Source organism: Arthrobacter sp. DualSoilB13, from assembly GCF_055389195.1.
The window spans coordinates 1,886,507-1,905,645 of record NZ_AP035865.1; the positions used below are offsets into that span (position 1 = coordinate 1,886,507).

The 19,139-nt window shown below is 61.0% G+C and carries 19 protein-coding genes; 5 read left to right on the forward strand and 14 right to left on the reverse strand.

Features of this window, described 5'->3' with window-relative positions; all coding sequences use genetic code 11:
• Positions 1 to 156: 156 nt before the first annotated feature.
• Genes ACZ5J0_RS08700 through ACZ5J0_RS08710 form a run of 3 tightly spaced genes read right to left on the reverse strand, consistent with a single transcriptional unit; the run spans position 157 to position 2,791 of the window.
• Positions 157 to 729 carry a flavin reductase family protein gene (locus tag ACZ5J0_RS08700; protein WP_142939407.1) on the reverse strand — a complete coding sequence of 191 codons (573 nt, stop codon included), beginning with the start codon at positions 727 to 729 and terminating at the stop codon, positions 157 to 159.
• Positions 730 to 731: 2 nt separating this feature from the next.
• Positions 732 to 1,778, reverse strand: coding sequence for a methionine synthase (locus ACZ5J0_RS08705; protein WP_142939406.1), 1,047 nt, complete (start codon positions 1,776 to 1,778; stop codon positions 732 to 734).
• Positions 1,779 to 1,798: 20 nt separating this feature from the next.
• Positions 1,799 to 2,791, reverse strand: a complete 993-nt coding sequence (locus ACZ5J0_RS08710; RefSeq protein WP_166842037.1) for a DUF1852 domain-containing protein — start codon at positions 2,789 to 2,791, stop codon at positions 1,799 to 1,801.
• Positions 2,792 to 2,910: 119 nt separating this feature from the next.
• On the opposite strand from ACZ5J0_RS08710, the gene ACZ5J0_RS08715 reads away from it, so the two are divergent.
• The 3 genes from ACZ5J0_RS08715 (at position 2,911) to ACZ5J0_RS08725 (ending at position 7,337) form a co-directional block, all read left to right on the forward strand.
• Entirely contained in the window at positions 2,911 to 3,852 is a 942-nt protein-coding gene (locus ACZ5J0_RS08715) for a LysR family transcriptional regulator (RefSeq protein WP_166842038.1), read from the forward strand.
• A gap of 233 nt (positions 3,853 to 4,085) precedes the next feature.
• A complete protein-coding gene (gene ppsA / locus ACZ5J0_RS08720) occupies positions 4,086 to 6,488 on the forward strand; it encodes a phosphoenolpyruvate synthase (protein WP_464094598.1) in 2,403 nt (800 codons plus the stop codon).
• A complete protein-coding gene (locus tag ACZ5J0_RS08725) occupies positions 6,489 to 7,337 on the forward strand; it encodes a pyruvate, water dikinase regulatory protein (RefSeq protein WP_464094599.1) in 849 nt (282 codons plus the stop codon).
• Between the two features lie 14 nt (positions 7,338 to 7,351).
• On the opposite strand, the gene ACZ5J0_RS08730 is transcribed toward ACZ5J0_RS08725, so the two are convergent.
• The 9 genes from ACZ5J0_RS08730 to ACZ5J0_RS08770 form a co-directional block, all read right to left on the reverse strand.
• Positions 7,352 to 7,708 (reverse strand): DUF5655 domain-containing protein, encoded by a 357-nt coding sequence (locus ACZ5J0_RS08730; RefSeq protein ID WP_464094600.1) that lies wholly within the window; start codon positions 7,706 to 7,708, stop codon positions 7,352 to 7,354.
• Between the two features lie 8 nt (positions 7,709 to 7,716).
• Positions 7,717 to 8,883: an ABC transporter permease gene (locus ACZ5J0_RS08735; protein ID WP_464094601.1), complete on the reverse strand. Its 1,167-nt coding sequence runs from the start codon at positions 8,881 to 8,883 to the stop codon at positions 7,717 to 7,719.
• Positions 8,880 to 10,034, reverse strand: coding sequence for an ABC transporter permease (locus ACZ5J0_RS08740; protein ID WP_223942482.1), 1,155 nt, complete (start codon positions 10,032 to 10,034; stop codon positions 8,880 to 8,882). The genes ACZ5J0_RS08735 and ACZ5J0_RS08740 overlap by 4 nt, the downstream gene beginning before the upstream one ends.
• A 20-nt stretch (positions 10,035 to 10,054) precedes the next feature.
• Entirely contained in the window at positions 10,055 to 11,011 is a 957-nt protein-coding gene (locus ACZ5J0_RS08745; protein ID WP_464094602.1) for an ABC transporter ATP-binding protein, read from the reverse strand.
• A 24-nt stretch (positions 11,012 to 11,035) separates the two neighbouring features.
• Complete coding sequence (locus ACZ5J0_RS08750; protein WP_464094603.1) at positions 11,036 to 11,506, reverse strand: pyridoxamine 5'-phosphate oxidase family protein; 471 nt, start codon at positions 11,504 to 11,506, stop codon at positions 11,036 to 11,038.
• A gap of 204 nt (positions 11,507 to 11,710) precedes the next feature.
• Positions 11,711 to 13,117, reverse strand: coding sequence for a DUF4389 domain-containing protein (locus ACZ5J0_RS08755; protein WP_464094604.1), 1,407 nt, complete (start codon positions 13,115 to 13,117; stop codon positions 11,711 to 11,713).
• Positions 13,114 to 13,560 (reverse strand): universal stress protein, encoded by a 447-nt coding sequence (locus tag ACZ5J0_RS08760; RefSeq protein WP_142939395.1) that lies wholly within the window; start codon positions 13,558 to 13,560, stop codon positions 13,114 to 13,116. Before ACZ5J0_RS08760 ends, ACZ5J0_RS08755 begins: the two co-directional genes overlap by 4 nt.
• Entirely contained in the window at positions 13,560 to 14,027 is a 468-nt protein-coding gene (locus tag ACZ5J0_RS08765; RefSeq protein WP_142939394.1) for a flavodoxin family protein, read from the reverse strand. Before ACZ5J0_RS08765 ends, ACZ5J0_RS08760 begins: the two co-directional genes overlap by 1 nt.
• Positions 14,024 to 14,353: a DUF3040 domain-containing protein gene (locus tag ACZ5J0_RS08770; RefSeq protein WP_142939393.1), complete on the reverse strand. Its 330-nt coding sequence runs from the start codon at positions 14,351 to 14,353 to the stop codon at positions 14,024 to 14,026. Before ACZ5J0_RS08770 ends, ACZ5J0_RS08765 begins: the two co-directional genes overlap by 4 nt.
• A gap of 384 nt (positions 14,354 to 14,737) precedes the next feature.
• Between ACZ5J0_RS08770 and ACZ5J0_RS08775 the strand changes: the two genes are divergently transcribed.
• Together ACZ5J0_RS08775 and ACZ5J0_RS08780 are read left to right on the forward strand one after the other, a co-directional pair.
• Positions 14,738 to 15,940: a GAF domain-containing protein gene (locus ACZ5J0_RS08775; RefSeq protein WP_308196346.1), complete on the forward strand. Its 1,203-nt coding sequence runs from the start codon at positions 14,738 to 14,740 to the stop codon at positions 15,938 to 15,940.
• Between the two features lie 125 nt (positions 15,941 to 16,065).
• The gene (locus ACZ5J0_RS08780; RefSeq protein ID WP_166842063.1) at positions 16,066 to 16,509 is read left to right on the forward strand and encodes a universal stress protein; all 444 of its coding nucleotides are present in this window, start codon (positions 16,066 to 16,068) and stop codon (positions 16,507 to 16,509) included.
• A 91-nt stretch (positions 16,510 to 16,600) separates the two neighbouring features.
• Here the strand turns inward: ACZ5J0_RS08780 and ACZ5J0_RS08785 are convergent, their stop codons facing one another.
• Complete coding sequence (locus ACZ5J0_RS08785; protein ID WP_166842064.1) at positions 16,601 to 17,464, reverse strand: universal stress protein; 864 nt, start codon at positions 17,462 to 17,464, stop codon at positions 16,601 to 16,603.
• Positions 17,465 to 17,563: 99 nt separating this feature from the next.
• Positions 17,564 to 18,949, reverse strand: coding sequence for an MBL fold metallo-hydrolase RNA specificity domain-containing protein (locus ACZ5J0_RS08790; RefSeq protein ID WP_464094605.1), 1,386 nt, complete (start codon positions 18,947 to 18,949; stop codon positions 17,564 to 17,566).
• Between the last annotated feature and the right edge of the window lie 190 nt (positions 18,950 to 19,139).

Below are 19,139 nucleotides of genomic sequence, written 5' to 3' on the forward strand. Positions count from 1 at the left end.
GAAGCGACGCTCCAGCAGCCCCCGTGTCTTGCGAAACGTGGCCCGCGAACGCTATCCGACGTTAACGATGACGACGTTAACGAGGACGACGGCGGGAGTTATGCTCCCGCCGTCGTGCGCCGTTCGGTTTGCTGCCTCGCATTGTTGGGGCGGCGCTCAGCCGTCGTGCCTGGAATGCTCGCCCAGACGGTGCCATGTGCGGTTGTGGTAGACCAGAGCGTCGCCGGGTTCGCCCGCTTGGACTTCACGCATCACGCGGGACTCCAGGGCATGAACGGCGATGATGGTGGAGGTCCCCACCTCCATGCGATTGATGACGGCGCAGCGCACCCAGGCGCGGACATCGTCATACACCGCCTCGCCGGTTGCAAGGGTCGACCAGCGGTGCGTCTGGTCAAAGCGGTCGACGCCGGGGGTCGCTCCGAACTTGGCCAAGTCGACGTCGTGCGCGTCCAGCAGGTGCACGACGACGGTTTCGGCGCGTGAAAGCGCCTCGGATGCAGAGGACAGTGCCGAGACCGAGAAGATCAGCAACGGAGGTGCCGCGCTGACTGACACCACCGACGATACTGTCAGTGCCACGGGTCCTTCGCCGGCATCGGCCGTGATGACGGCGACACCTCCCGGGTGGCCACGGAACAGGGCTTTGAAGTCGTCGGCCGAGAGGGAGGACGGGAAGCTTTGCGCCGGAGCCTGGACCCAAGTGTCTGGGGGGTAGGCGTGAAACATGGTTATGACACCTGGGGGGCGGAACGTGTGAGCTCCTCGCGAACGATGTTCGTTCCTGCGCTGAGGGCGCTCAGTTTGGCCAGTGAGACGTCGCGGGGGAACGGTGCCATGCCGCAGTTGGAGCTGGGGATGAGCTTGTCCGCATCGACGAACTGCAGGGCTTTGCGGAGGGTGTCGGCCACCTCCTCCGGCGTTTCAATGGTCTCGCTCGCGACGTCGATTGCCCCGAGCATGACTTTCTTGCCGCGGAGGAGCTCGATGAGGTCCATGGGCACGTGGGAGTTCTGGGATTCCAGCGAGATGATGTCGATGCTTGAGCTCTGAAGCAGCGGGAATGTTTCCTCGTACTGCCGCCACTGTGAGCCGAGCGTCGCCTTCCAGTCAGTGTTCGCCTTGATCCCGTAGCCGTAGCAGATATGCACGGCGGTCTCCGCGCGCAGTCCTTCTGCCGCTCTCTCGAGCGCAGCCACGCCCCAGTCTTTGACCTCGTCAAGGAAGACGTTGAACGCGGGTTCGTCGAACTGGATGATGTCCACCCCGGCCGCCTCCAGTTCTTTCGCCTCCTGGTTCAGGATCGTGGCGAACTCCCAGGCCAGCTTCTCGCGGCTCTTGTAGTGGTCATCGAAAAGAGTGTCCACCATGGTCATTGGACCGGGGAGGGTCCACTTGATCGGCTTGTCGGTGGTTGCGCGGAGGAACTTCGCGTCGTCGACGAATACCGGCCGCTCGCGGCGCACGGGTCCGACGACGGTCGGCACACTCGCGTCGTAGCGGTCACGGATGCGCACGGTCTTGCGCTGTTCAAAGTCGACCCCGCTGAGGTGTTCGATGAAGGTGGTGACGAAGTGCTGGCGGGTTTGCTCGCCGTCGCTGACGATGTCGATGCCGCGTCGGGTTTGTTCGTGGATGGCAATGCGCAGCGCATCCTGCTTGCCCTCGAGCAGCGTATCTCCGTCCAGCTTCCACGGAGACCACAGAGTCTCCGGCTGTGCGAGCCATGATGGTTTCGGCAGGCTTCCCACAAGGGTTGTGGGCAAAAGTGTGTTCATGATTGGCGATTCTCCGTGGGTCAGTTGACGAGGGCGGGGTATTTTGCGGTCCACTGGTCCAATAGATCCTTGTGGGGCGTGATGAAGTGTTCCTCCGTGTACTTCGCCTGGGTGATCGCGAGCTGACTGCGCTCGACGCGGTCGTAAGCGATCTGGGTCCGCGAGTAATCCTGCTCTCCAAGGCTGGGCTGATAGACGACGGCGGCGGCGGAGTTCGCGTTGTAAATCTCCGGGCGGTAGATCTTCTGGAACGTCTCCATGGTGCTGATGGTGCCGATGAGCTGCAGGTTGGAGTAGTCGTTGAGAAGGTCGCCGCGGAAATAGAAGGCGAGCGGCGCAACGCTGCCGCGTGGCATGAAGTAGCGAACCTGCAGCCCCATCTTCGCGAAGTACGCGTCCGTCAGCGAGAACTCGTCCTGCTGGTACTCAACGCCCAGGACGGGGTGACGGTTCTCGGTTCGCCGGTACGTCTTGCTGGTGGAGACGCTGATGCACACCACTGGCGGTTGCGGGAAGCGTTCCTGGCATGCCGGGGAATCGAGGAACTGCTGGAAGAGTTTGCCGTGAAGATCGCCGAAGTCCCCGGGGACGGTGGGCTTGCCTGCCTCGGCTGCTGCCGCTGGCAGTACAACGCTGAAGTCGAAGTCACGGACGTAGGAGGAGAAGTTGTTCCCGACGATCCCTTGGTGGCGGACCCCGTTAAGTTGGTCGACGATCTGGATGTCGAGAACCTCGAACAGCGGGAACTGCTGATCCGTACCTTCTGCCGTGAACTCTATTTGCACGGAAACGATCTCAAGCTCCAGCGTGTAACGGTCCCGGTCCGGGTTGTCCCAGCTTGCGAGGTCGTTGAAGCGGCGCCGAATCATGGTCAAGGCGTTGCGGAGGTTCTCCTGGCGGTGCTCGCCCCGTGCCAGGTTGGCGAAATTCGTCGTAATCCGCGAGCCTTCGGACGGTGAGTAGTCCTCGTCGAAGGGAGTCGTGGTGATGCTGAAGGTGAAGTCGTCTGCCATGTGCTGCCAATCCGTTGATGGCCGGAGACGGCCTTTCAGAAGGTGATGTATCCATGGTGCAATCATCCCGAGGGTATCGGGTAACTAGGCGTTACTATGCGTTCATATAGACTTTTCCTATGCCCCAACTCTCGAGCGGACTGACCCTGCAGCAACTCCGCTATTTCATTGAAGTTGCAGCCGAGGGTTCGATCTCCGCGGCTGCAGATCTTCTTTATGTAGCGCAGCCGACCATGTCAGCAGCGATGAAGGACCTCGAGGCCCGGGTGGGCCGTGAGCTCCTGGTCCGCTCCGCCCGCGGAGTCACGCTCACCGCCGACGGGGTGGAGTTCCTGGGCTACGCGAGGCAGGTCGTCGAGCAGTTCGCTCTCCTCGAGCAGCGCTACCTTGGTAGGCCACCGCGGCGACGTCTGCTCGGGGTGTCGACGCAGCACTACTCGTTCGCGGTGGACGCCTTCGTCCGGATGGTCAAGGCCTCCGATGTGGCTGAATACGAGTTTTCCCTGCGTGAGTCCCGTACCTGGGACATTATTGAGGATGTCCGGACGCTCCGCAGCGAGATAGGCATCCTTTACCGGAACGATTTCAACCGGAAGGTCATCGACAAGCTGCTCCGGGAATCCGGGCTCGCGTTCACACCGCTCTTCCTTGCCGATCCGCATATCTTCATTTCACGGAAAAACCCGCTCGCCTCAAAGAAGCGTGCGACTCTCGATGATCTCGCCGGCTTGCCGCGGCTGACCTTCGACCAAGGTGCGAACAACTCCTTCTACTTCGCCGAGGAGATTCTCTCCACCTTGTCCAGCAAGCAGGAGATCCGGGTCTCTGACCGTGCCACGATCTTCAACCTCATGATCGGGCTCCACGGCTACACGATCTCGACGGGCATCATCAGCGGGCAGCTCGACCCGGAAATCGTCGCCATCCCGCTGGATGTTGACGAACGCATCGAGATCGGCTGGATCGGCCACGCTGCGATTCCTCTCACCGACCAAGCGCAGCATTACCTCAGGGAGTTGCGGGCCGTCGTCGCTGAGTTTGGCGTCGCGCTGATCGACTGACCGCTGTTGAGCGGGTGAGTCTTTGCCACTCAGCTCTTTGCCACTCAGTGACTGGACGTAGTTGTGGGAACCGGGGGTGCTGGTTTTGGCGTAGGGCGCGTTCAATGACCTTTCATTACATGCATTCTGTGTTGTCCTTGTCACATCCATTTGCAGGGTCGGTCATAAAGCAGCGAGCCTTTCCATATCGACATTCACGCAACGACGCGTGTGTCAACTAAGGAGCACGACCTATGACTGATGTTCTCTGGTTTTCTGAGCTTGGCCTGTCCGACCTCGACCAAGTCGGAGGCAAGAACGCATCCCTTGGCGAGATGGTACGCAACCTCGCTTCCGCCGGCGTCAAGGTTCCGGACGGTTTCGCTACGACGGCCGATGCGTATCGCCGGTTTCTGAGCGAATCAGGCCTGGATGCCCGCATCGAAAGCATCCTGGAGGGTCTTGACAGCGACGACGTCGTCGCGTTGGGGCGGGTAGGGCAGAAGATCCGCGACCTGATCCGGCAGACGCCTTTCCCTTCCGCTTTCGAGACGGGCATCCGCACCGCGTTTGATCGCTTGACCGCGGAGCACGGTGGGGATGTTTCGTGGGCGGTGCGCTCAAGTGCCACAGCCGAGGACTTGCCGGATGCATCGTTTGCCGGCCAGCAGGAGACCTTCCTCAATATCCGTGGCGTGGAGAATATCCTGGTCGCCATTAAGGACGTTTTCGCGTCGCTGTACAACGACCGGGCCATTGCCTACCGCGTCCACCACGGGTTCACCCACTCGGAGGTGGCACTCTCGGCCGGAATCCAGCGCATGGTCCGCTCGGACATTGGCGCCTCGGGGGTGATGTTCACGATGGATACTGAGACTGGGTTCAACGACGCCGTCTTCATCACTTCCTCGTACGGACTTGGCGAAGCGGTGGTCCAGGGTGCGGTGAATCCGGATGAGTTCTATGTGTACAAGCCTGCCCTTGCGGCGGGTCGGTCGGCTGTGCTGAAGCGGGGCCTGGGGGAGAAGGCTGTGCAGATGGTCTACACCGACTCGGGGGAGGTCGGAAAGACTGTGGACTTTGTACCTGTGCCGCGGGATCTGCGGAGCCGCTTCAGCCTGACGGATGCCGAGGTGGAACTCTTGGCCCGCCACGCACTTGCCATCGAAGCGCATTACGGGCGGCCCATGGACATCGAGTGGGGCAAGGACGGAGCCAACGGGGAACTCTATATCCTTCAGGCCCGACCGGAAACGGTGGAGTCCCGCAAGGCTGCCGGGACGACGTCCCGGTACACCCTCACCGAACGCTCAACGGTTCTGGTGGAGGGCCGGGCCATTGGTCAGCGGATTGGTGCCGGCCAGGTCCGGGTGCTGAGCTCGATTGATCAGATGGCGTCCTTCCAGGAGGGCGACGTCCTGGTAGCGAACATGACTGACCCCGATTGGGAACCAATCATGAAGAAGGCTGCCGCGATTGTCACGGATCGTGGCGGGCGGACGTGCCATGCTGCCATCATCGCCCGTGAACTTGGCATCCCCGCTGTCGTGGGGACCGGTTACGCATCCCAGATCCTGAAGGACGGAACCCCAGTGACGGTATCCTGCGCCGAAGGCGAAGCCGGGTTGGTGTACGAAGGCCTGCTGGACTACACCCTGCATGAAACCAGCCTGGACACCATGCCCGAAGCGCCGGTGAAGATCATGATGAACGTCGGCACACCGGAGCAGGCCTTCAGCTTCGCCCGCCTCCCACACCACGGGGTTGGCTTGGCCCGGCTCGAATTCATCATCAACCGCCAGATCGGGATCCACCCGAACGCGCTACTGGCTGTTGCAGGCGAAATCGAGCGCCCGGCAACACTCGATGACTTCACGGTGCGCCAGATCCAGGAAAAGACGGTCGCTTATGCCGGGCCCCGCGACTACTATGTGCAGCGCCTTGCCGAAGGCATCGCCACCATCGCGGCTGCCTTTGCTCCGGAACCGGTCATCATCCGGCTTTCCGACTTCAAGTCCAACGAGTACGCCAACCTTTTGGGCGGGCCGGCGTTCGAACCCGAAGAGGAGAACCCGATGATCGGGTACCGGGGCGCATCCCGGTACCTGTCCGAGTCCTTCCGGCAGGCCTTCGAACTCGAGTGCGAAGCCCTAAAATACGTCCGCAACGACATGGGCCTGACCAACATCAAGCTCATGGTCCCGTTTGTGCGTACTTTGGACGAAGCCCGAGGTGTGTCCGAGCTCCTCGCTGGCAACGGGCTCAGCCGAGGTGTGAACGGGCTGGAGATCGTGATGATGTGCGAACTTCCGGCCAATGCCCTCCTGGCTGATGAATTCCTGGAGTACTTCGACGGTTTCTCGATCGGCTCCAACGACCTGACCCAGCTCACACTCGGGCTGGACCGGGACTCCGCGCTGGTCGCTGAAGGCTTTGATGAGCGCAACCCCGCAGTCACCAAGCTTCTGGAAATGGCCATCACTGCCTGCCGCGCCCGGGGCAAATACGTTGGCATCTGCGGGCAGGGACCCAGCGACCACCCGGACTTCGCCGAGTGGCTGCTGGATCAGGGTATTAGCTCCATTTCGCTGAACCCCGACGCCGTTACCGAAACCTGGCTTCGCCTGGCACGAACCAGCAGCGAGACCACCGTCTAAATGGAGGATCTGCAAAGAAACACCGTGGGGGAGGACCACGCGTCCAACCCCACGGTGTTCTTCCTCTCGGACAGCACCGGCATCACCGCCGAAACACTGGGAAACACGCTATTGAGCCAGTTCCCGGGCCAGCGGCTGGAGCGAAAAACCATCCCGTTCATCACCACCGTCGAGCAGGCGCGCGAGGTGGTGGCAACGATCGACAGGATGGCCGGCTCGGGGCCTCGGCCTATCATCTTTTCAACGGCGGTTGGCCAGGACATCCGTGCCGTGCTGGCCCAAAGCCGGGGCCTCTTCTTCGATCTGTTCGGCACACACATCGGCCAACTCGAGACAGCACTGGGCGCGTCCGCGAGCGGACAGCCCGGACAGGCCCATGGGCTCGGTGACGCGGTGCGGTACCAGTCCCGCATGGCAGCTGTTGAGTACGCAATAGAGCACGACGACGGTCAGTCGCTCCGGGCGCTGGAACGCGCCGAACTAATACTCATTGCCCCTTCACGCTGCGGCAAAACCCCAACGACCATGTACCTTGCGCTGCAGCATGGAATTCTCGCTGCCAACTTCCCCCTCGTCGAGGAAGACTTCGACACCATGGCCCTGCCTAAACCCCTTTTGCCGTTCGCACGCAAGTGCTTCGGCCTCATCTCCCAGCCCGTCAGGCTCAGCCAGATCCGACAAGAACGACGACCCAACAGCAACTATGCGTCCTTGACCCAGTGCACCTACGAGCTTCGCAACGCGGAAGAGATGTACCGGGCCAACAATGTTCCGTACGTAAACTCGGCCTCCATGTCCGTGGAAGAGATATCAGCCACCGTCCTTCAGCGCATGCAGTTGCATCACTGAGTGGCGTTACTGCGCTATGCCGCCTCAAAGGCCTCCCTGATCCACTGCCTCACCTCGGCATCAACCATGCTTGGATCGTGGAGTTCCAAGTGATGCATACACACGGAAGGAGCGGGATGAACGATTTCTTTGAACCGTGGGGAGTCGAGCTCGTAGGGCAAAGCCAACGACAACACCGCCGGTACCCTCGAATGGACGTACTTGTCAGGCCGCCACAAGTAGGCGAATCCACGATGCCGCCGAAGGGCGATCTGGCTCTTGGATACGTTGACCCGAAAATCACCGAGTCCACTCACAACGGCAAGGACGGCCCGGCAGATGGCGAGGCCTTGAGGAGATCCATCAAAAAACGACTCTGCGTCCGTGGGCAAAACTGGTCTCATAGCGCCCTTTGGAGGCTGCGTCGTAGGAGCCACGCGCCACACATAAGGAGAATAGCGGCCATCGCTGCCAGGACGCCGAGAGCGGGAAGTATGTCCGTGAAGGAAGCGTCCCGCCGTTGGATGGCGGCCAAGGCGTCGTAGGCCCACCGATGTGGAGTCAGCCACGAGATGCTCTGAAGGGGTTCGGCGAAGAACTCGGGTGGCACCATGCAGCCTCCCAGGCCAGCCAGCACGAGACCTGCACCTATTCCGATACCTGTTGCGGCGCCGTCGTGATCCAACAGTGAGCCGATGATCATGGCGGCTGCCGCGGCGACGGCGCTGAAGGCTATCAAGACCATTGCCGTGAGCCAGAGGTTGCCCCAATCAACGCCGAAGAGCAGGGCCGTACCTACCAGGATGTACGCACCTTGGACTGATGCAATCCCGAATCTTCCCACTGCCTGCCCGGCAATCGTTTGGCCGCTGGATACGGGTGCTGACATGGTACGCGGGATGACGCCGTAACGGCGGGCCTGGATCAGCGTGGCGGCACCGGTCAGGGAACTGAGGAAGATGAACAGCAGCAGCTGCTGCACCGCTCCGAGTTCGAAAACCCCAAGTCCACGGAACTCCTGCGCGGTGTTGTCGGTGTCGAGGATCTCTACGCGGGGTGGCTGGAAAGCTTCCTGCGCCTGCGCCACGGCAGCCTCCGCTGCCTCGGCCGGCAGTCCGGCCTGCTCCAAAGCTGCGAGCTGGCTGTGCCGCATGCTGATGGCGCCCAGGGAACCCCTGACTTCCTGTAGTGCTGCTTGGGCTGATGCTTGCGACGCAGTGAGAATCTGCAGCTCCGCACGGCGTCCGTCGTCGAACGCGGCGGCGGCTTCGTCGCGGATGACGAGCCCGACGTCGGCCCTTCCGCGCGCCAGCTGTTCGTGCATCACTTGGGCGGTGACAGATTCCACCTGCAGGCCGTCGGCTTCCAATTGTTCCGTCACAACGGACTCAAGCGCCGTCCCGGATCCACCAGTGAGGCTAACCCGGGTTTCCGCGCGGCTCGAACCGAACTGGGTGCCCAATAACAGAATCAGCAGGAGCGGGAAGGTAAAGACGAAAAAGATGTTGGAGCGGTCCCGCAGGAAGCGCCGCACCTCCACGCCGGCGATGGCCAGGATCGCTTTCATGCCTTGGCTCCGCGGTCCGGCAGGAAGAGGGAGACCATGACGCAAATAACCGCGAATCCCCACATCGTCACCAAAGGCACGGCGATTTCTGCGACGCCGCCGCCACCGGCAGAGATTCCGAGGCCCCGGATGAATGCACCCACCGGGTTCAAATCCATCAGGACCGCCATGAAACCTGACGCTTGGATGGGGAAGAAGGCGCCTCCCGCGATACCCAGCACCATGGCAACAATGGATTGCGCCACATTGGCCTGTTCTGCTGTCCGAACCATTTTGGCCACGACAAAGGTTAGGCTGGTGGCCGCCGCCGCTGCCCCGAGGACTAACAAGCCCACAACGGCCGGGGAGCCGAAGTTAACGCCGAAGAGGAGCGTGCCGCTGGCAAGCAGCACGCCACTTGCGACGACTCCCAACGAGAAACCGACAAGAGCTTTGGCGGCGACGACGGTCCACTGCGGTGCGGCGGTGGATCTGATCCTGGCGAGTGTTCCCTGTTCCTTTTCCGCCAGTAGTCCTAGGACCCCGAACCCCACCGTGAACAATAGAAACAAGCCCGTTTGACCGGCCACCAAGCCGGCCCGAAGCGACAACTGCCCGGCTGGCGCGATTCCTTCCGTGACATGGAGGATCGGGTCGCCGGTCACCGCGATTCGTCCAATGCCTGCCGCAGCATCAGGGGGGACTCCACCCAGTCTCGCCGCTGCCTCCGTTACCGACGCAGCGGTGAACTGGTCCACGATTCCGGTCACGATTGAGATCAAAACACTCGTCTCGAGGACGGACCCGCTGCCTTCGATAAGTTGCAGGGCGGACGGTTGCCCGGTAGCCAAGGCTGAACTGAAGCCGGCCGGGATGACGATGCCCAAGGCGGCACCGGTAGTGCGGGTTTCCGGGCCCACGGCCTCCGATGACACCTGACGTACGGTGACCTTCATGGATTCGACTGAAGCCAGCGATTCGAGCAACGCAGCACCGAGTGGGCCGGAGTCTTCGACGCTTGCTATGACAGTGGCTGGTTGCAGGTCGACGCTGCCGGTACCCAGTCGACCGAAAGCCAAGCTCAGCACGCCCATCAATGCCAAGGGGACGATCAGCGAAAAGATGAGCACCGACTTGTCCCTCAGCCGTTGACGTAGATCATTGCCGACCATGGTCCATAGTGCTCGCACGGTCAGTCCCTGAGCGCTTTGCCGGTCAAATGCAGGAAAACCGATTCGAGGTCCGGACGTGTCACGGATACCGATGCCAGGGTCATTCCTGATCGGGCTGCGGTAGTTACTATGCCTGCGAGGAGAGCTGCACCGTCCGTGACGGTGAGTATCAGTTCGGTTCCTCCGGAATCAGTGACGCGGTGAACACCGTCGAGCGACGTCAGTGCTTGAGCTGCTGCCGTGGTCCGGCCGGTCCCCACGAGGCTGATACGGTCCACTCCGCCGGTGAGCGTAATGAGCTCGTCCCTGGTTCCTTCAGCCTGGACCTGGCCTTGGTCCAAGATGGCAATCCTGTCACATAGGCGCTCTGCTTCTTCCATGTAATGGGTGGTGTAGAGGACCGCGGTGCCCTCCGTTGAGAGGTTTCCCACCGCTTCAAGAATTGAGTTGCGTGACTGTGGGTCAACTCCCACCGTCGGTTCGTCAAGGATCAGCAGACCGGGGCGGTGGAGCAAACCGATACCAATATTCAGACGACGCTTCATGCCACCGGAGTACTTTTTGGTTTGTTCGCCGGCACGCTCAGTCAGGCCAAGGAGATCCAAAACCGTGTCCACTCTGGAGGACAACTCCTTACGGCCAAGACCCTGGAGCCGGCCGAAGAAATTCAGGTTCTCGCGTGCCGTCAGATCCGGATAGATAGCGAGCTCTTGGGGGACCAGCCCCAGGTTGCGTTTCGCGGCGACACTCCCTGGGTCCATCCTGATACCGGCCACATCAACTGATCCGGAATCGGCAGGGATCAGACCGGCAACCATGTTGATGATGGTGGCCTTCCCGGCACCGTTCGGGCCAAGGAGGCCGTAAGTCTCACCGGGGCCGATGGCGAAGGAGACGTCGTCGACGGCGGTCAGGTCACCGAATTTCTTGACGAGCCGGTCTGCTGACAAGACTGTTCCGGTGCGAGGCGGTGCCACCTGATTCTTCAAGGGCGCACCGCGCTATTCCAAGCCGGCCCGTGTTGCGTCGTTGAGTGGAGTTTGAAGCGACATCGGCGCTGAAAGGTCGAATCGTCTCCCGGTTACCGAGGCCGGAACAATTCTGAAGAGGTGGTCCTGACCCACTCCTTGCCACGGGAAAAGGGCGCGCCTGATCTCATCAAGTCGAGGGCCTTCGGACCCTGCGTCCTCAACTGTGCCTTTCACAACCACACTCCACGCAATTCCGAATTCGGCACTGACGGAGTCGCACTCGATGGCTACCACGGCGTCATCCTCCATGGCCCACTGTTTGGTTCCCGGTCCGGTCCTGAAAACTATCGTTTTGTTGTCCACCGCGAAATTTACGGGAAAAATATCAGGGTGGCTGTTGACGATAACGGAGAGCCGTCCGATGGTGGTCTCGCCCAGCAGCCTCCAGCAATCGTCAGGTTCAAGTACTTCTGCCTCAGGCACTATGTTCTTGTCGGTCATGTCGAGATCCTACGGTCGCTTTCCGGTCCCCAACAGGGCCCAAAGGCCCGAGTGATCCCGGAACGTCTGCGGCCGTCCTCGCGGCGGCTATTAGCGAAAGCCGCACAGCGGACACCGCCTTGGCTGCAAAACCGCGACGGCGACCACTCGCCGTCGTGCGTTTCCTCGCGACGCCGGTGCTACCGCGGCGATGCCGGCCGCCAATCACGGCAGGTCGGCCCTTCCGTCAGCATTAGGGGGCTGCATTGGCTCGGGATCGTAGGCACCTTGGTCCAGGCGGAAGGGCGGATACTCGTCGCGCAGGAGGGCTCCGTAGATGAGCGCACGGTAGACCCATCTGTTAATACCCATGATGAACCCGAACAGGGGGCGCGGATAGCTGCCGGTGAACAACAGGATTACCAAGGCAATGATCACCAGCAGACCCAGTAGGGACAGTCCTCCGCCGCGATCATTGATGACGCCGGCAGGTCCGTCCTCGGTCCTCCAAGCCCACGTCGCCGTTCCTGTGAACGCCCCCACGATCAGCAGGTGCGGTATGAGCAGCAACCAGGACTTGACGAGAACTAGGCCCCGGGAGACACGCGCCGGACAATCCACCTCCAAATTCGCCGGGTAGTCCGTCCGGGAGAGGCTGAACGGCGGATAGTGATCAGTCCCACCCACGCCGTAGGAATAGAATGCCACACGCCAGTTCCAACGGAGGACGCCAACGTTGAAGTGAAAGAGGGATAGCGGGTAGCGGCCCGTGAAGAGGATGGCGAACCAGGCAATGATGCTGGTGACAGCGAACGCGAACCAAAGGAAAAACAGCACAAAGACATGGGGGATGGCGAGGAACCATTTCACCAGCCACATCCATGGCGACAGTGCGGGGTCCAACTGGCCGGTGAAATGAAGCGGTGAGTTCATGGCGCTCGCCGGTGCAGAGTCTGGTGCTGCCGCAGATCTCGAGGGGGGCTGGCCCGGCGATCCGCCGCCACGGCCCAGCCCAACTGCGCCCAACACCAACAGCGGCACGCCGATCAAGATGGCCAGGACTCCAACGAAGAGCAGGCCCATTGCTGCGGGTTTGATGAGGTCGGAGCGGAAGCCGGCTTGCAGGTCCGCGGCGACCCCGGCGCTGGCATCAGCGTTCATCACCACCACCGTCCAATTTCCGGGGGCTATGTTCCACGTGAGCTCTTGCTCACCCGGGCCGGAAGCTGATGCTGCCCAGAACTGCTGGGCGCCGGGTACTGCGGGAGTGGATGATCCTGGTACATCCCTGTAAACAGGCCGGAAGGGCTGGAATTTCACGTCACGCAATTCGGTGTGGTGTACCCCTGTAAGGTACGCGTCCACCTCGGTTTGGGGTGCAATTCCGATGAACACTTCACGGCTTGCCTCCGTCGCGGTGGCCCGGAGCCTGAGGGTTCCGACGTCAAAGGGAAGCCTTTGGGGCGTACCCTCGCCCACGGCATCGAGTTGGGGGGAGACCAATGCTCGTGACGAAACCGTGTACCGCTCTGTTGGGGAGGTGAAGAAGGCTCCGTCGTCTTGGGCAGAAGCGAGCCATGCCGCCGGTCGCCTGGAGCTGCCGGGATGGACATCTGCCCAATAGTCACTCAAGAGCCCTTTTCGGGGGAGTGAACCACCAGAACAGGGCAGTGCGCGTGCGCAACGCAAGCCGAACTGACCGAGCCCAGGAGAAGTCCCCCAAAACCACCGTGACCGCGCCTGCCTACTACAAGAAGCGACGCATGCTTGCTGCCTTCAACCAGCCCGGCACGGGGTGAACTTTGAACAAGTCGGGAACTGACGTTCCGGGGCTTTTCAGCACCAAACGCCTCCAACACTGCCTTGTTGAGTCGATCCTCCGCATCATGGGCGAATCCATCAATTCCCAGCGCAAGATATCCTTCGTATCCCAGCGGCATCTCCCAGCAACCCCACGCTTCAAGCGGTGCGTCAAGAGCCAGGGCAATGCGCTGTCCTTGGCGTAGCGCTTCCACCGAGGCTTGGGATCCGTCTACGCCTACAATGATCTTGCTCGGGTCAAGCCAGCTTGCCATCACGCGCTCCTCTGGCTTCCATGGGCTTTGGCAACTGCCAGGAGTTCTTTACCCCACGCCGTTGCCCGGGACGTCTCTCCATCAAGCAGGGGCCCTTCGGTTCCCTTGACGTAGAAGGCCATTGGTTTGGCAATAATGCTGGCTCCGGCGTCATGCAGGGTTTTGGTGATCTTCTTGGCCGCATCCCCATGGATGAACAACTTGACCCTCGTATCAAAGCCGACAGCAACCACCCCTGAGAGTCCATGTTTACCAAGACGGGATAGAGCCTCGGTGGTCTTCTGGGTTGGGCGCCACCCGTTGATGGGGCTTCCCACCACCAAAAGGTCCTCTGATGAGATATCTTCGGGTCGAAGCTGTCCGACGGGCAACACTTTCGCGTTGAGTGAGCTGAGGCCTGCTGCAATGGCCTCAGCAATCGCCTTGGTGTTGCCAAAGCCGGAATCGTAAACGACCAGTGCTTTCATGACTGTTCCTTGTTCTTCTCGTGGGTGTGTGTTCGGGGGCGGGGCTTCCCGCGAAGGGGGCGGTCACCTATGAAAACGGTCGCCCAGTACGTTCCTGCACCCATGACAAGGAAGCCCAGCACTCCCAGTGCCAGACTGCCCACTGGGTAACTCACCAGCAGCAGTCCGAGCCCGGCAAGCGCAGCGAGGAAGCCTCGCTTTATGCCCTTCCATCGGCGTCGGTTCAGATCATCCACGCTCATCAGTGCTGCCAGCCTGGGGTCCTCCTCCTGAAGGGCCTGCGATATTTTCTGTAGTTCGAGCCGCTCGAACTCCGAAAGTGCCATGGTGTGCCTCCTGCTTTCCCTCCCAGCATGTGTGGTGCCGGAATCAGGAAACAGGGCCGAAAGTCACTCCGGATTTCGGGACCTAAGACTTTGCCCGGGAGTATCGGTCCGAATTATCGGCGACTGGGCGAGACCATTGTTCAGGGCACCACCAGCCCGGACAAATACCGAGTGTTTAAACCTTTACTGGAGTCCGGCAGGGAGATGTTCTTGTATCCACAGGAGTCCCTTAGACTCGGCAAAGAAGTACTCTCGCTTGGCACAAGGGAGGCATGACCTGTGGGCGCAGACCAACCGTGGAGGTCCCCACTGAAGGGGCGTGTAAATACGCTCCTTAGCGAATTCGTGGAGCGGGCCGACGAATTGCTTCATGCCCAGGAGCAAATGAACACTTTGCTTGATGCGGTCATGTCCATGGCGGACAAACTGAGCTTGGAAGCCGTTTTGGACCGGGTGGTCACGTCAGCCTGCACCCTGGTGGATGCGAGATATGGTGCCTTGGGTGTCATCGGTGAGGATCAGCAACTTAGTCACTTCGTCACTGTGGGGATTGACGACGAAGGCATCAGGTCAATTGGTGATCTGCCAACTGGTCACGGCGTGTTGGGCCACTTGATCCGGGAACCGCTGCCCTTACGGCTCCACGACCTTGGCCAGCATCCGATGGCGAGTGGATTCCCCAGGAACCATCCCCCCATGAAAAGTTTCCTCGGCGTACCCATCCGGGTCCGCGACGTCGTCTTTGGCAACCTGTATTTGACGGAAAAGAAGGACGGGCTGGATTTCACCGCTGCCGATGAAGAGTTGGCTGTAGCCTTGGCGGCGGCCGCCGGGGTTGCCATCCAGAACGCCCGGCTGTTCGACGAGAGCCACCGCAGGCAACGGTGGCTCGAGGCCGGTGTGGAGTTAGGTAGCCTGCTGATCACAAACGAGTTCGACGACGGCGCCAGTCACCTTGATCTCGTGGCCGAAGCGGCCCTTCGGGCGTCGGAATCCATTCTTGCTGTCGTTGCGGTCCCAGCGTCAGACGGAAGAGTGCTGTGCCGGTCGGCGATCGGGGTACAGGGCCTCTACGCCGGGCAGGAGCTCACCGGTTCGCAGATCGTGTTATCCGTTATCGAAACCGGCGAATCCCTTGTGGTGAAGGACCCTCATCACGTTCTGGGCGTTGACTTGACGGAGAAGCTGGGCCCTGTGCTTGTGTCGGCTTTGGGTCATCGTGGAACGGACAATGGAGCCCTCCTGTTGGCCCGCGGTACCGGGGCTCCCGCATACACCCGTTCGGATGTTGATTCCAGCGCGCTTTTCGGCAGCAGAATAGGGTTGGCCTTGGATCTTGTCCGTGCGAGCGCCCTTCGGCAACAAAGCGTGGTGCTCTCGGACCGGGAACGCATTGCGCGCGATTTGCACGACTTGGTGATTCAACGCTTGTTTGCTGCGGGTTTGGGCATTCAGAACCTCAGGCGATTCATGGATGATCCGGCGGCGTTGGAGCGGATGGCGGCCCTGACCGAAGAACTGGACGAGACGATCCGCACGCTGAGGTCGACCATCGAACAACTCCGATCCGCAGATAAGGCTGGCTGAGGTCCGCGCCACTGTGACCTTCGGCCCTGTTCCCCGGTAGCCGTTCACGCCATTCTGGCAAGACTGCACGTCATAAGTTCAGGAACGCCAGAGCGCGGTAACACCAGAGAGTGCCGGAGGACATCATGGTAGGGAACACATCGCCAGGCAGGGTAGTTGTAGGTGTGGATGGATCGGAGGCATCCATTGAGGCGCTCCGCGAGGCTCAGCGCCTTGCCGTCCCGCTGGGGGCGACCGTTGAGGCCGTTGCGTATTGGGATTTCCCGCCGGTTTTCGAAGGCTACGTTGCCATGGGGATCACCGGTTTTGAGGAAGCGGCCGGACAAGTCCTGAACGAGTCAGTCGAAAAGGCATTCGGCATTGACGTGCCTGACAACGTCATTTCGCATCTGGAACAGGGCCATCCACGGCAAGGACTGATCAAAGCAAGCCGCGGAGCAGAGTTGGTAGTCGTCGGCAGGCGCGGCCATGGCGGCTTCGGCGGTCTACTGATGGGATCGGTCAGTTCGGCCTGCGTCGCACACGCACAATGCCCGGTTCTTGTGGTGCACACCCCCGAAAAGGAATGATGAATGAGTGCTTAACACGAAAGTGCGGGCTTGCCCGAGGGCTGGCAAGTCCGCACTTTCAGTGCCCCGGGTTCGGGGTGTGATGGTTCTTTCAGTCGGAGTGCTTGACGGGGCTGATGCGCGCGATAATCGTGGGACACGGCAATTTGGTGAGAACCGCATGCGCCGTCGAACCCAACAAGAGGCGTTTGAAGGCGCCCCGTCCGCGGCTGCCAACCACCAGCAATTGTGCAGTGGCCCCGGCCGCGAGCAGTGCTTCCGCGGGCCGTGTGTGGGTGTCGAGGACCTGGTGCACCACCAAATCCGGGTACTTGTCTGCCAATCCGGCGACGGTTTCGGCCAGTACAACGCGCTCCTCTTCCGTGATGACCTCAAAGTAGTTGGTGCGGGGTACACCGCGGGTAACCCACGGTTCCGGCGTGAGGAAGGCATGGAGAACAGTCAGCTCCTGGCCCTGACGGTCGGCCTCCGCCGCAGCGAACGCGACGGCCTGGGTGGACTCTTCAGAACCGTCCACTCCGACCACAATTCCTTTGCGGTTTGTCATGTCGTGCTCACCGATGACTGCAACGGGACAACGCGCCACGGCAGCAACCTGCAAGGCGCGATCGGTCAGGGAACCGCCAGCCCAGCCATGGCCTGAACCAATGACCACCATGGCGGCCTTTTTGGACCTCTTGCCCAAAGCGTAACCGGCACCACCTGAGACGAGGTCGGTGGTGACCTTGACGGTGGGTTCCATCTTGGCGGCCCGGTCCTTGGCGGCTGCAAGAAAGTTGATGCCGGATTCCCGGATCCATTCGTTGTACCCCACAGAATCGTACGCCCAGCGGTCATCCACGGCGTGGACAAGCTGAACCGGCAGCTTCAAGGTGGCTGCTCGATGCATGGCCCATCCCATGGCAGCCTCGCTGCTGGGTGAATCGTTGACACCTACGACAATTGCTTCATTCATGGCTGGGCCCGTTCTTCGTTGACGAGTTCCCCGGACCTTTGCCGGGGCCTTGTTGCCAGTTTGTACCGGGTTCATAGGACCGGTTAGGGCCGGAAGTCCTTATTCCGGTGTGGCGATGGAGACGGTCTCTTGATATTCCGGTACACGGGCCTTCCACCCCAATTCGTATTTGATGCGGAGGCGAAGGGCTTCAGATGCATCCGGCTCTCCATGGGTGATGTACGTCATTCGTGGGGCTTGCGCGGCTGAATGCATCCATCGGAGGATGGCATCGGAATCGGCGTGTGCGCTGAAACCTTCCAATTGGACCACCTCGGCCCTGATCTTGACGTCCTGCCCATAGACCCTCAGTTCACGCGAACCTGCCGCCAGCGCTGCACCCCTGGTGCCGGCGGCCTGGTATCCGCTCAGGACAATCGCATTGTTGGGGTCATTGCCGTACGCCTCGATGTGATGCAGAATCCGTCCACCCGTCAACATCCCGCTTGCGGAGATGATAATCATGGGGCCACCCCTGAGGTTCAGGAGCTTGGAATCGTCCGCCGTCCGGGTCATAACGGCTACCCCGTACATATCCTTAAATTCATCAGGGCGCAGGCGGTGTTCGTCCGGATGCTTCTGGTACATATAGGAAGCGTCTATGGCCATGGGGCTATTGAGATAGACGGGAATGTCAGGTATGGCATCTTTTCTGCGAAGCCGTGCCAACTGAAGCATGAGCGTTTCGGCCCGGCCAACGGCGAATGCCGCTATCAGAATGACTCCTCCCCGCTTGGCCACCCGGGAAACCACCTCGCCGAGTTCAGCTTCCGGGCTGCTGGCTGGATGCGTCCTGTTGCCGTACGTGGACTCCGTCACCAACACGTCGGCTGCCTCCAGCTGCCGGGGAGGATACATGAGGGGGTCATCGTCGCGGCCCAGATCGCCGGTGAAATGAAGGGAGTTGCCGCCCACCCGGATCTGAAGCTGGGCTGCTCCCAAAATGTGGCCGGCGGGTACGAACGTGGCCTCGACGCCGCCGCCGAGGTCGAGGGGCTCATCGAACGCAACGGGGTGGAAGCTGTTGAGCGACTTCACGGCATCGGCCGCTGTATAGAGGGGCAAAGCAGGGGTGTGGATAGAGGACCCACGGTGATCGGCGTACCTGGACTCTTCTTCCTGCAGGTGTCCGCTGTCGGGCAACAGGAGTTTGCACAGTTCATTCGTCCCGTGAGTGGCGTAGACAGGACCTCTGAAACCATCCTTCACCAGCTTGGGAACATAGCCCGTATGGTCCAGATGGGCGTGCGTCAGCAGGACGGCATCAATGGAGGCAGGGGATACTGGGAAGGGCTGCCGGTTCCGCAGGCGCAGCCGTTTGTAGCCCTGGAAGAGCCCGCAGTCCACAAGGATTCGAGTTCCGTGGAAGTCCACAAGGTAGCGCGAGCCGGTAACGGTGTCCGTTGCGCCAAGAAAGCGGAGCGTAGAGGGGTTTTTGGTGCTCATGACGATGCTTCATCCTTAAGGCAGGGCACGGCTGGCTCCTTCTCGATGTCCGACGTTGCACTTTTAGCCGAGTGCTTCTGCGGGCTTGTTCTTCCAGCGTCGGCACATTGGACCGTTCTGGACAGGGCCAAAAGTCACGTGCTGATGAAGGGTCCTTGGACCCTTGTGGCCGAGGCGCCCGTCAGCAAGA